A 12,759-nucleotide genomic window follows, 5' to 3' on the forward strand; every position below is an offset into this window, starting at 1 on the left:
GGACGGCCGGCAGCCGGACGACCGGCAGCCGGACGACGGGTGCCGGACGATGGGTGGTCGGGTGGTCGGGTGGTCGGGTGGCCGACGGCCCGTACGGCCCGGAAGCCGGACGGCCGAAGGCCGCTGCGACCGCCGGACCGGTACGTCCCGACCTCCGGTACGTCCCGACCTCCGGGACGTACCGGAGAGCCGGGGCCACACGACATCCGGCACCTACGCAACCGGCGCATCCTGAGCACCGTAGGCCCATACGATCTCCGCCAGGCGGCAGCGACCCGGCTGTCGCACGGCCATGTCGCCCGTTCGCGGTAACGTGTGCGGACGATGAACGCCACACCGCCTGTCTCCGTGATCATGCCGGTCCTCAATGAGGAGCGACATCTGCGCAACTCGGTCCGCCATATCCTCGAGCAGGAGTACGACGGCGAGCTGGAGGTGGTGATCGCCCTCGGGCCGTCTGCGGACCGCACTGACGAGATCGCCGCCGAGCTGGTACGGGAGGACCCGCGCGTCCACACGGTGCCGAACCCCACCGGCCGCACCCCCGCCGGGCTGAACGCCGCCATCAAGGCGTCCCGGCACCCCGTCGTCGTACGGGTCGACGGGCACGGCATGCTCTCGCCGGACTACATCGCCACCGCGGTGCGGCTGCTGGAGGAGACCGGCGCGCAGAACGTCGGCGGCATCATGCACGCCGAGGGCGAGAACGACTGGGAGCACGCCGTCGCCGCCGCGATGACGTCGAAGGTCGGCGTCGGGAACGCCGCCTTCCACACCGGCGGCCAGGCCGGCCCCGCCGAGACCGTGTATCTGGGCGTCTTTCGCCGCGAGGCGCTGGAGCAGCAGGGCGGATACAACGAGGAGTTCATCCGCGCCCAGGACTGGGAGCTGAACTTCCGCATCCGCGAGGCGGGCGGGCTGATCTGGTTCTCGCCGGAGCTGAAGGTGCAGTACCGGCCCCGGCCCTCCGTACGGGCGCTGGCCAAGCAGTACAAGGAGTACGGCCGCTGGCGTCATGTGGTCGCCCGCTACCACCAGGGGTCGATCAGTCTGCGCTATCTGGCCCCGCCGACCGCCGTGTGCGCCATCGCCGCCGGTGTCGTCGTCGGCGCGGCCCTCACCCCGCTCGGCTTCGCCGTCCCGGCCGGGTACCTCGCCGCGATCGCCGCGGGCTCGGTCCCGGCGGGCAGGGGCCTGCCGCTCAAGGCCCGGCTGCAGATCCCCGTGGCGCTCGCCACCATGCACATGTCGTGGGGGTACGGCTTCCTCACCAGCCCCCGCTCGCTGGCGAAGAGGGTCATCGCGAGCCGCCGCCCGGCCGTGAAGACCGCCTGAGGCACGGGGACAAGAAAGCCTGAGGCACGGGGACGGGAAAGAGGAAGGGCCCGGGTGCGCGCCACCCGGGCTCTGACCGTCTGCTCAGCCCTCCGCTACCAGGTGAAGCCCTCCTGGACCTCCATGCACTCTGTGTCGTCCGCGCCGTTGAGCGGCCGTGCCGACTCCGGCGCCTTGTCGTCCTGCTTCGGCGTCGCCTTGGGGAAGGCGTCGCCCTCCCGCCAGTCCGCTCCGACCGTCAGCGTGATGCCCGTGACGTCCGTCGACTTCTTCACCGACGACAGCGGAATCCCCAGCGCCTTCGCGACCGCCTGGGCATCCCCTTCCAACTCGGCGTTGGAGAACCGCACCACGGTCGTCTTCACCGGATTGCGGGCGCTCTCCGCCCGCGCCAGAGTGAAGCCCTTGTCGGCGAGCAGACCGGCGACCGCCGTCGCCCGCCCGCGGGCGGCGAGCAGGCCGTCGCCGTCGGTGCCGTTCTGCACCATCACCGGAATCTCCGCGGGCGCCGCCGCAGGGTCCTTGGACTCCGCGGGCTTGGCCGGAGGCTTCTTGACGCCCTTTCCGTCCAGCGGGGTGTCCTCGCGGACCATACGGAACAGCTGCTCCGCGTCCTCCGGCTCCGGCTCCACCTTGCCCTGGTACCCCGGCCGCTGCGAGTAGAAGTTCGGCATCGTGGTCATGGTGATCCGGTCCGTGGGCACGCTCTTGAGCGCCTGACCGAGGTCGTACAGCTTCCCGACGCTGTCGATGCCCTTGTCGACCGTCAGCGCCTCGATGGCCGCCTCGGCGAGCTTGCGCAGCTTGTTGGGGTCGGTGAGCTTGGTGTTGGCGCGCAACTCCCGGACCATGGAGTTCATATACATATGCTGCGCGTGCGTACGGGCGAGGTCGGAGCCGTCCTCGAAGCCGTAGCGGGTGCGCAGCCACTGCAGCGCCTGCTCGCCCTTGACGGGATGTGTGCCCGCCTCCAGCTTCAGACCGGAGCCCTTGCCCTGGGCGTTGCGTGAATGGATGTTCCGGTCGACGCAGACCGGCACGCCTCCTATCGCGTCGGCCATCGACACCACACCCGCGAAGTCGATCATCATAAAGTGGTCGATGGTGATGCCGGTCAGCTCGTACCAGGTGGCCACCGTGCAGCCCGGGCCCCCGCGGCCCAGGGACTCGTTCACCGGCCGCACTCCGGCAGTGGCGGGATAGGCCTCCCCGGTGTCCGGGTCGGTGCACTCCGGGAACTTCACCAGGGTGTCGCGCGGCATGCTGATCACCGAGATGTTGCTGCGGTCCGCCGACAGATGCACCAGCATCTGCACATCCGCGAGCGGCGGCGAGTCGAAGGTCTCCTTGGCGCCGCCGAGCTTCTGGTTCTCCTCGGAGTTACGCGCGTCGGAGCCGATGAGCAGGATGTTCAGCGGGGTCTGCCCGAAGGCGTTCGCCTTGTGGTCGGGCATCGCCCTCGAACCGAGGTTGAGATCTTCCTTCTTGAGCTTGCCGTTGAGGTGCTCGTAGTAGACATAGCCCGCCCCTGCCGTGCCCAGGATCAGCAGCGAGAGCGTGCCCGCCGTCCACAGGAGTATCCGGCGCTTGCCGCGTTTCGGGCGTGTCTGGCGCGCCGGGCGCTTGCCTCCGCGCTGGGAGCCCCCGCGTCTGCCGCCGCCGTGGGAGTCCCCGCCGTCACCGGTGTCCGGCGGTGCTGCGGAAGCCGGCGCCGCCGCGGTCACTGTCGCCGTGCCCGCGCCCGTGCCCGCGCCCGTGCCCGCGCCGCCGCCCGGCGGCATTCTGTCCTGCCCCACCCCTGGGTCCCCCTGTATTTGCATGTCCTGTTCACACATCACTCAGGTCGTTCGGGTGCACGCCGTCGCGTGGCGGCACCGTTGTCCCGGTGCCCGTCCAGTGCGGGTCCCGGTGCCGTTGCCGGTCCAGTGCGGGTGCGGGTGCCGTTGCCGGTCCAGTGCGGGTGCGGGTGCCGTTGCCGGTGTCCCGGCGTCACTCGGCACAGATCTGCTTGTCCGCCTCGACCTTCTGCACACCCTCCGGCGTCTTCGCCGGTCCGGTGACGGGCACACCCGCGCCCTTGAAGTCCGCCCCGAGGATCAGCGTCATCGGCTCACGCTCCGCGGCGTCCTGCGCGCCCGGCTTCAGCGCCGACGCGGGCAGGCCCATCAAATCCGCGAGCTTGCGCGCCTGGTCCGCCTGGTTCGGGGCGTACTCCAGCGAGGTCTTCGCCTGCTTCTCCGGCGCGTTGCCCTCGTTGCTCGACTTCAGCACGCCCTGCTCGTTCTGCAGCCACGTCAGAGTCGAAAGCGCCGCCCCCTGGGTGTCGCTGCCGTTGTAGACGGCGACCCGCACCGCCGAGGGCTCCGCCTGCGGGCCCTCGAGCAGCTGCTCCTGCTTGTTCTTGGCGTCGGCCTTGGCCTGGGCTTCCTTCTCCTTCACCTCGGTGAGCGAGATGTCGTTCTGCAGCATGGAGAACAGGGGCTTGGCCTTGGCCTCGTTGAGCAGCACCGTCGCCTTGTCGGTGTTGTCGACCACCGGCACGGTCACAAAGCTGATGTTCTTGATGTCCACCTTGGACAGCTCCATGCCGAGGTCGCGGAGCTTCTCGATGCTGCCTATCCCGGTGTCGACCGTGAGCGCCTTGGTCGCCGCCTCGGCCAGGTCCCACATCTTGGTCGGGCTGGAGAGAGTGTCGCTGGACTTCATCTTGCGGATCAGAGAGCTGAGGAACTGCTGCTGGATCTCGATGCGGCTCAGATCGCCGCCGAAGCCCACCGAGTGGCGCGTACGGACGAAGGCCAGCGCGTCCTCGCCCTGCACCACATGCTTGCCGGCAGGCAGATTGAGCTTGGAGTCCTTGTCGTTGATGTCCTTGGCGAGGCAGACCTCGACGCCGCCGACCGCCGTCGACATCGTCTTGACGGCGTTGAAGTCGGCCATCATGAAGTGGTCGACGGTCACCCCGGTCAGCTCCTTGACCGTGCGCATGGTGCAGCCGGGGTCGCGGCCCGACTGGCCGAGGCTCTCGTTGAAGCGGGTGTCGGACGTGCCAGGGATGACCTCGGTGCCGTCCTCCGCCTTGGTCTCGCAGTCGGGGATGTCGACGATCAGATCGCGCGGGATGGACATCGCCGTCGCGTTCGTCCGGTCCTTGGAGACATGGAAGAGGATCGTGGTGTCGGCATGGCCGGGGCTGCCGGCGTCGCCGTACCCCTCGTTGCCCGCACCACTGCGCTTGTCGGTGCCGACGACCAGGATGTTGACGGCCTGGTCCTTCTTGAAGCCGCCCGTGCCCGCTCCCGCGACGTCCACCGTGTTCAGGTTGGAGTTGAAGTGCTGGTAGACGAGGTAGGCGGCGGCCGCCACGCCGACGAGGAGGAAGGACAGCACCCCGCCGACCCACATCAGCACCTTCTTCTTGCGCGACTTGGCCTGCTTGCGCTTGCGCCGGCCGCGGCCGGCCGCGGCGGCGGATGCGCTGCCGCCCGTGCCGCCGGGACGGTTCTGGCCGCCGCCCGTGCGGCGGGAACGCTGGCCCGGCACCTCATGACCGCTGCCCTGCCGGCTGCCCGGGACCCTGCGGCTGCCGGCTCCCGTGGCATTCCCCGTTTCCGTCCCTGGTTCCGCACCGCTCCCCGCACCGCCCGAGCGGCGGCTTCCGGCGTTGCGCGGTGCGGGCATACGGGGGGAGGGAGCCTCGGTCGCATGCGGGCTTCTCGACGCCGCCGTTCTCGAGGAGTGCGCGGAGTGCGCGGAGTGCGGAGAGCGGGAACTCGACGGTGCGGAAGAAGGGAACTGGGACTGCGGTGCGGAATGGTCCAGTCGCAATTCGTAATTGCCGGTCTGCGGGTTGAGCACCCACTGGTCGGCGGGGTCGATCTCCTCCGCCCGCCCACGGCTATGCGCATCCACGGTTGTTTGAGTCCTCCGTCGGTGCCACGCTCAGCGTCTCCCCCCGGTGACGCCCCTCCTCGATCCAACAGTGCGTATCCATGGTCGGAAGCACCGGATCGCGTCACACTATCCGCCCTGCTCAGCTCTGAGCGACGTGCGTGACAAATTCCACGACTCTTATAAGTGGGCAATCCGCCCATTCGTCATAGAGTGCATGCTCCCCCTTGGCCATTGCTTTACTCACACATGCCTTCCGCGGCATTGGTCCCGGGGAAAGTAGGCACCGGGGCGGGGCTTGCCGTCCCGGCGTCGCCGCCATCGTCGTCCTCCGTGACGACGATGGGGCCGTCCTCGCGCAGTCGCTTGAACAGTTTGCCTGCCTCGGGTTCGACCAGTTCATCCCGGTTCGGGTTGGCGGAGTACGGCTGCCGAGGCACCGTGAGGAACTGGACTCTCTCGGTGGGAATGCCGCGAACGGAACGGGTCAGATCGTACATATCCTTCAGGGAGTCCAGTCCCGCATCGGTGGTCAGGGACTTCGTCGCCGCATCCAGCACGGGATAGAGCCGTGCCGGGTTGAGCAGCACTCCATTGCTCTGGACCTTCTTCACCAGCGCGCCCAGGAACCGCTGCTGGCGCTCCATGCGCTCGGTGTCGCTGCCGTTGCCCAGGGACTTGCGGGCCCGCACAAATCCGAGCGCTTCCTCTCCGTCGAGGGTCTGCTTCCCGGCCGGGAGTCTGAGGTGGGCGTCGGGGTCGTCGATCGGCTCCCTGAGGCACACCTCGACGCCGTCGACCGCGTCCACCATGTCCTTGAAACCGCGGAAGTCGACCACCATGTGGTGATCGACGCGGATTTTGGTGAGCCGCTCGACGGTACGGATGGTGCAGGCCGTCCCGCCGTACCCGAAGGCCCAGTTGAACTGCGCGAACTGCTTCCGGGTGCGGGAGCCGTCGGCCTTGCGGCAGCTGGGGATCTCCACCATCAGATCGCGCGGGATGGACATCGCCGTCGCGCTCTGCCGGTCCGCTGCGATATGCAACAGGATGGTGGTGTCCGACCGCTCACCGCCGCCGTCGCCCGAGCCGTACTGGTCGTTGCCCTCTCCCTCGCGGGTGTCGGAGCCCATGATGAGGATGTTCTGGGCGCCGGTGGCGACGGCCGTCGGCCGCTCCTTCTCGTACGCCTCCAGCTCGGCAGCGGCCGAGGTGTCCGTGGTGATGTTGGCGTCGAGCTTGCGGTAGAGCCACCAGCCGAGGCCGGCGGCCACCAGGACGATGACGGAGGCGCCGAACGCCGCCCAGCGCAGGAAGTAGCGTCTGCGGCCGGAGCAGTCGGCCGTGCCGGGCTGTTCGGAGGACGGTGCGGCCCACGGCTCGGCCGGCGTCGGCGCGAAACGCCCCGCGGGCCGTCCGGCGGACCTGTAGGTCGGGTGCTCGACGGACACCTCGCTGGAAGCGTCCGCCTCCGGGGAAGCATCTGTCTCCGGGGATGCGTCCGATTCCGGGGCAGTGTTCGTCTCCGGGGCAGCGTCCGCGGACGGCTGGGCGGATGCGTCCGCCGAGGGGGTCGGCGGCTCCTGCTTCGGCTCCGCTGCTCCTCCCTCGGCGTCAGGACCCCCGCCCGTGCCAGCGCTGTCCGTCACGTCTGCGTCCATCCTTCAAGGCGTCGGCGGCGCGCTGGGCCGCCGATTCGCTTCGCTAGACGGCTGAGCCCGGCGCTTGGTTGTGCGTGAGATGTGGTGTGTGCGTGAAATGTCACGCCATGCCGATCATCCATCGGAGTTGACGCACAGGCCGGGAGGGCCCGGCCCGAGTGTGCGCCACACGAGTGCACTTCAGCGGGCGGCTGGACTTCGCAGACGCGGCATGCCTCGCGGCGCCCTGTCGCACCGGAGCTGCGGTGGCCGCGGGAACTGCGCCGGCCGACGCCCGGCCAACGCCCGGCCAGCGCCCGGCCGACGTCGCCGGGCATCGCCGGACGGCGTATGAGGGCCCGTGCGGCGGGATGGTTGTCGGGGGCGTGTGCCGGCCTGTGCCGCCGGTACTGTCTGACGCCGCCCGAAGGGCTGTCGGCGTACGCCGCCGGACGGCCGACTGAGCCCGGGGGTGGGGGGCCGTGCTGTCGGACGGCCACGGAGCCGGAGGCTGCCAGACCGTGCTGCGGGATGGCCGACGGAGCCCGGGGGTGGGGGGCCGTGCTGTCGGACGGCCACGGAGCCGGAGGCTGCCAGACCGTGCTGCGGGATGGCCGACGGAGCCGGGGAGTCGGGGGCCGTGCTGTCGGACGGCCACGGAGCCGGAGGCTGCCGGACCGCGCCGCCGGATGGCCGACGGAGCCCGGGGGTCGGGGGGCTGTGCTGCGGGATGGCCGTCGGCTGAGGCTGTCGGCGCACGCTGCCGGACGGCCGTCGGCTGGCGCTGCCCGGGAGCCGCCGGACCGCGCCCTAGCGCGGCCGTCGGCTGGCGCTGCCCCGGAGCTGCCGGACCGCGCCGGAGAACGGCCCGCCGGCCGACGGATTCACCACCCCGGAGCCGCCGGCCGGCAGGACGCTCAGGTCTCGATGACGCAGACCGTGACCTTCTCCGCCTCGATCCGCTTCTCCAGGTCCTCCTCGGAGAGCCGGTCGAGGTTCCGGCACAGCACGACCGACCCGCCGGCCGCGAGCGGTGCGTACAGCCCCGTCGACACCCCTTCCCAGGAGTCGTACGGCCGCCCCGAGAGCAGTCGCGAGCCCGGCAGGAGACCGAGCGTCTCCGCGTCCGCCCGTGCCCGTTCCACCAACTCCGCCCCGGTCAGCTCGGCACCGGGTACGGCGAGCGCGGGTGCGTCCGGGTCCACCGGTGCGAACGGGGTGAAGCGGTCGCCCTGGCCCGGCACTTCCGCCGCGTAGTCGACGAAGCCTGCGGGAGGCTCCGGGAACCGTCCGCCCAGCGGACGCAGCGCCAGCGCCACCCGTTCCCCGGAACAGGCGCGGGCCGCCTCAAGGGTGGAGGGGCCGCTGACGACGAGATCCGCGCCGGCCGGATCGCCGCCGATCTCGGCGCACACCCCGACGGAGGAGCAGGCGAGCAGCCAGACCGCGCTCTGCCAGTGCGCGGGCAGCAGCAGGGCCAGCCGGTCGCCTGGCTCGGCGGCGAGGTCGCCCTGGAGCAGATTGGCCGTCTTCGCCACCCAATTGGCGACGGTGGCCACGGACAATTCCACGCGCTCACCGGTGGCGTCGTCGTAAAAGGTGACCAAGGGGCGTGCGGGGTCCGCGGCGAGCGCGGATCGCAGCAGGTCGGCAGGGGTGCGGTCGCTGGCGTTCACACGGTCAAGCCTACGCGCCGGACCCCCTCGCAGGGCTGCAGGACGGCGGCGGGGTCCACCGGTCGGACGGACGGGCCCGGATTTTCCCGAAAGGCGGAGCGTTAGCGCCCGGTTCAGCATCGGAGACATGCGTGGAAACCTTGCTTCATCCTCGATCAGCATCGCGTGCTCGGCCGCGCTCGCCCTGCCGCTGACCCTGTCGTCAGCCCTCGTGTCGGAAGCAGCGGCGGCCTCCCGGCCACCCGCTTCCGACGAGTCCGGCTACACCCAGTCGCTGCCCCTGAAGGCGGCCCGCCCCGCGGACCGTTCCGCGGGACCGGCGGGAGCGGCCGAACAGGGCCTGGCGGAGCGGGACGTCAGAACGTTCTCGCTCGTCGGCGTCGTCTGGGAGGACGAGAGAGCCGAACTGCACGGCACCGTCCAGGTGCGCACCCGGGCCGTGGCGACCGGCGCCTGGTCCTCCTGGCAGGACGTGGAGACGCACAACCACGAGCACGCGGCGGACCGCGGCACCGCGGAGGGCGACTCCGAGCGGGTGCGCGGGGCCACCGCGCCGCTGTGGGTGGGGGAGTCGGACGGTGTGGAGGTGCGCGTACGGGCGGCGGACGCCGAGCTCGCGCCGCTGCCGGAGGGGCTGCGCCTGGAACTCGTCGAGCCGGGGAGCGAGCCGCCTCCACAGGGCCGGACGGGGGAGGAAGACGAACCGGGCGATGTCGCCGGGGCCGTGGACGGCCCGGAGTCCGACGGGGGCTTCGTTTCCGTGGACATCCCGGGGCTTGCGGAATCCGTGGCCGCGGCGGCGTCGCAGCTTCTGCTTCCGGCCCTGTCGCAGGAGGAGACCGAGGCGCAGGCCGAGGCGGGAGTACAGCAGGTGGCGATGGTGGATGCCGCGGCGGCCCCCTTCATCGGGCCCCGGCCGGCCATCGTCACCCGCGCCGGGTGGGGTGCGGACGAGAGCCTGCGGGAGACCGGCTTCCTCTACACATCGACGATCAAGGCCGCGTTCGTCCACCACACCGCCACGGGCAACAACTACACCTGCAGCGAAGCGCCCTCCGTTATCCGCAGTATCTACCGCTACCACACCCAGAGCATGGGATGGCGCGACATCGGCTACAACTTCACCATCGACAAGTGCGGAAAGATCTACGAAGGCCGTGCAGGAGGCGTGGCCAAGCCGGTCATGGGCGCGCACACGCTGGGTTTCAACTCGAAGACCACGGGCATCGCCGTGCTCGGCACGTACAGTTCGACCAATCCGCCGTCGGCTTCGGTGACGGCGGTGGCGAAGCTGACGGCATGGAAGCTCGGTCTGCACGGGGCTGATCCGAGCGGGAAGGTCGTGCTCACGTCAGGGGGGAGCGGTAAGTACGCAAAGGGTGTGAACGTCAATCTCCATGTCATCTCCGGGCATCGGGACGGCTACAACACCGACTGTCCCGGAGGCCGCCTCTACAGCATGCTCGGCACCGCCCGAAGCGTCTCTGCCGCGTACCAGGGCCGCTGACCTGGGAGGTCCGGACCCACTGCATAAACTGGCCGGTCTCGAAAAGAGTGATCACACCGGCCCCAGCAGGAAGCAGAGACGACAAGGTGACAGAAGCCATCCTCCTGGTGGGCGGGAAGGGAACGCGGCTGCGGCCGCTGACCGTCAACACACCGAAGCCCATGGTTCCGGCGGCCGGCGTGCCCTTCCTGACGCACCAGCTGGCGCGGGCACGGGCCGCGGGGGTCGAGCACATCGTGCTCGCCACGTCCTATCTCGCCGAGGTGTTCGAGCCGTACTTCGGCGACGGCTCCGCGTTCGGCCTCCATCTGGAGTACGTCACCGAGGAGGAGCCGCTCGGCACGGGCGGGGCGATACGGAACGTGGCGTCCCGGCTGTCGTCCGGGCCGGCGGATCCCGTACTGGTGTTCAACGGCGACATCCTGACGGGCCTGGACATCGGGGCGCTCGTCTCGACGCACCAGTCGTCGGGCGCCGCCGTCTCGCTCCATCTGACGCGGGTGCCGGATCCGAGGGCGTTCGGCCTGGTGCCGACCGACCCGACGGGGCGGGTGACGGCGTTCCTTGAGAAGCCGCAGACCCCGGAGGAGATCGTCACCGACCAGATCAACGCCGGAGCGTATGTGTTCCGACGGTCCGTCATCGACACGATCCCGGCGGGACGGCCCGTGTCGGTCGAGCGTGAGACGTTCCCGGAGCTGCTCCGCTCCGGAGCGCACCTTCAGGGCATGGTCGACTCCACGTACTGGCTCGACCTGGGGACGCCGCAGGCGTTCGTCCGCGGGTCGGCGGACCTGGTCACGGGGCGCGCGCCGTCCCCGGCCGTGCCGGGCCGCTGCGGAGACCGGCTGGTGCTGCCGACCGCGCGGGTCGCGCCCGATGCGAAGCTGACCGGGGGCACCGTGATCGGCGCGGGTGCGCACATCGGGGAGGGCGCGCGCATCGACGGCAGCGCGGTCCTCGACGGCGCGGTGGTCGAGCCGGGGGCGGTGATCTCCTCCTCGCTCGTCGGAGCGGGGGCGCGGGTCGGGGCGCGGACGGTGTTGTCGGAGACGGTGATCGGCGACGGCGCGGACGTGGGGGCGGACAACGAGTTGCAGGCGGGGGCGCGGATCTGGTGCAACGCGAGGGTGCCGGCGGCGGCGATCCGCTTCACATCGGACCAGTAGCGCGGTTTTCCCACCCGCTCGCCCTTACGGCGGTGTGGGGCTTCGCCCCCACACCCGGCGCGGCGCTGCGCACCGCCGGGGCGTCCCGTGCGCGCCGGGTCTGCGCGGTGGGGGCCTTTCCCACCCGCCCGCGCCGTGGGGCGTGGCCCGTATCGCGTGAATGTCCGCCTTCGCGGTGTCGAGGCGTTGGGTGCGGCGCTTCGGCCTCGTACTCGTGCGGTGCGCTGCGCCGTACGTGGCCGCATCTCGCCCCTCCCGAGCGACACGGGTGCGGTCGCCCACAATTGCGGGCACCCTCCGGCAGAGGCGGGTCCTTCCCGCCCGCGCCTGGCGAGGCGCCGGAAACGGGGCGGGTGGGAGGGAAGAGCCGCCTGCCCGGGTCACGGGCGACCCGTACGAGGGGGGACCGTCCGCCCGGGGGACGCTTACCCTCGATACCGCACCGCACCACACCCGCGACCGCACCACACCCGCGCCCCTCAAGGACCCCACCCGTGGCAGGACGTTTCACCCCGAACCCTTCCGGCGGTTCCTGGCGTCCCGGTGACGGGCAGGGGGCCACCCGTGCCGCTGTGCGGGGCGGGTACACCGCCGTGCCGCGGGGCGCGGTGCCCGGCGCGCGGCGGCACGAGGGTGCGAAGACGCGGCGGTACACGCCTCCCGGGCCCCTGGACCTCGGGCTGGTGCTCGGGCCGCTGCGGCGCGGGCCCGCCGACCCGACGTTCCGGACCACGGCGGACGGGTCCGTCTGGCGCGCGACCCGCACGCCCGCGGGCCCGGGCACCCTGCGCGTGCGGACAGTGCAGCCCGGCGTGCACGCCGAAGCCTGGGGTCCGGGGGCGGACTGGCTTCTTGACGGCCTCCCCGCGCTGCTCGGCGCGGAGGACGACCCCGACGCCTTCGCCCCCCGCCACCGCCTCGTCGCGCTGTCGCAGCGCCGCCGCCCCGGTCTGCGCCTCACCCGCACCGGTCTGGTGCTCGAGTCGCTGATCCCCTCGGTCCTGGAGCAGAAGGTCACCACGGACGAGGCGTACCGCGCCTGGCGGCTGCTGGTGCGCCGTCACGGCGAGCCGGCGCCCGGCCCCGCGCCGGAGCGGATGCATGTGATGCCCGAGGCCCGCACCTGGGCGCTGATCCCGTCGTGGGAGTGGCATCGCGCGGGCGTCGACGCCAAACGTTCCGCCACGATCCTGCGCGCCGTGCGTGTGGCGCGGCGCTTGGAGGAGGCCGCCGCCATGGACCCGGAGGCGGCCGCCGCCCGGCTGCGGCTCGTCCCAGGCATCGGCCCGTGGACGGCCGCCGAGACGGTGCAGCGCAGCCATGGCGCGCCGGACGCGATCACCGTGGGCGATCTGCATCTGCCGGGCGTCGTCGGCTATGCGCTGGCGGGCGACCGGGACGCCGACGACGCGGCGATGCTGGCGCTCCTCGCTCCGTACGCCGGCCAACGGCACCGCGCCGCCCGCCTCATCCTGCTCAGCGGCCGCACACCGCCGCGGAGGCACCCGAAGATGCCCCGTACGGACATCTCCCTGCTCTGA

The 12,759-nt window shown here is 71.3% G+C and carries 8 protein-coding genes; 4 read left to right on the top strand and 4 right to left on the bottom strand.

Annotated elements, in window-relative coordinates:
- Window positions 1-324 precede the first annotated feature (324 nt).
- The gene (locus tag QCN29_RS13990) at window positions 325-1,335 is read left to right on the top strand and encodes a glycosyltransferase family 2 protein (protein WP_279928206.1); all 1,011 of its coding nucleotides are present in this window, start codon (window positions 325-327) and stop codon (window positions 1,333-1,335) included.
- Between the two features lie 95 nt (window positions 1,336-1,430).
- On the opposite strand, the gene QCN29_RS13995 is transcribed toward QCN29_RS13990, so the two are convergent.
- From QCN29_RS13995 to QCN29_RS14010, 4 genes are all read right to left on the bottom strand, one after another.
- Window positions 1,431-3,116, bottom strand: coding sequence for an LCP family protein (locus tag QCN29_RS13995; RefSeq protein WP_398859201.1), 1,686 nt, complete (start codon window positions 3,114-3,116; stop codon window positions 1,431-1,433).
- A 208-nt stretch (window positions 3,117-3,324) separates the two neighbouring features.
- Window positions 3,325-5,247, bottom strand: coding sequence for an LCP family protein (locus QCN29_RS14000; RefSeq protein ID WP_279928210.1), 1,923 nt, complete (start codon window positions 5,245-5,247; stop codon window positions 3,325-3,327).
- A gap of 218 nt (window positions 5,248-5,465) precedes the next feature.
- The gene (locus QCN29_RS14005; protein ID WP_279928211.1) at window positions 5,466-6,875 is read right to left on the bottom strand and encodes an LCP family protein; all 1,410 of its coding nucleotides are present in this window, start codon (window positions 6,873-6,875) and stop codon (window positions 5,466-5,468) included.
- 908 nt (window positions 6,876-7,783) lie between these two features.
- Window positions 7,784-8,542 carry a TIGR03089 family protein gene (locus QCN29_RS14010; RefSeq protein WP_279928213.1) on the bottom strand — a complete coding sequence of 253 codons (759 nt, stop codon included), beginning with the start codon at window positions 8,540-8,542 and terminating at the stop codon, window positions 7,784-7,786.
- A gap of 127 nt (window positions 8,543-8,669) precedes the next feature.
- Here QCN29_RS14010 and QCN29_RS14015 point away from each other — a divergent pair, with 127 nt between their 5' ends.
- The 3 genes from QCN29_RS14015 to QCN29_RS14025 all read left to right on the top strand — a co-directional run bounded on the left by QCN29_RS14015 (window position 8,670) and on the right by QCN29_RS14025 (window position 12,759).
- The gene (locus tag QCN29_RS14015; RefSeq protein ID WP_279928214.1) at window positions 8,670-10,049 is read left to right on the top strand and encodes an N-acetylmuramoyl-L-alanine amidase; all 1,380 of its coding nucleotides are present in this window, start codon (window positions 8,670-8,672) and stop codon (window positions 10,047-10,049) included.
- An 86-nt stretch (window positions 10,050-10,135) separates the two neighbouring features.
- Entirely contained in the window at window positions 10,136-11,218 is a 1,083-nt protein-coding gene (locus QCN29_RS14020) for a mannose-1-phosphate guanylyltransferase (protein WP_279928215.1), read from the top strand.
- Window positions 11,219-11,712: 494 nt separating this feature from the next.
- Complete coding sequence (locus tag QCN29_RS14025) at window positions 11,713-12,759, top strand: DNA-3-methyladenine glycosylase family protein (protein WP_398859196.1); 1,047 nt, start codon at window positions 11,713-11,715, stop codon at window positions 12,757-12,759.

It is taken from the genome of Streptomyces chengmaiensis, from assembly GCF_029846775.1.
Lineage (GTDB): Bacteria > Actinomycetota > Actinomycetes > Streptomycetales > Streptomycetaceae > Streptomyces > Streptomyces chengmaiensis.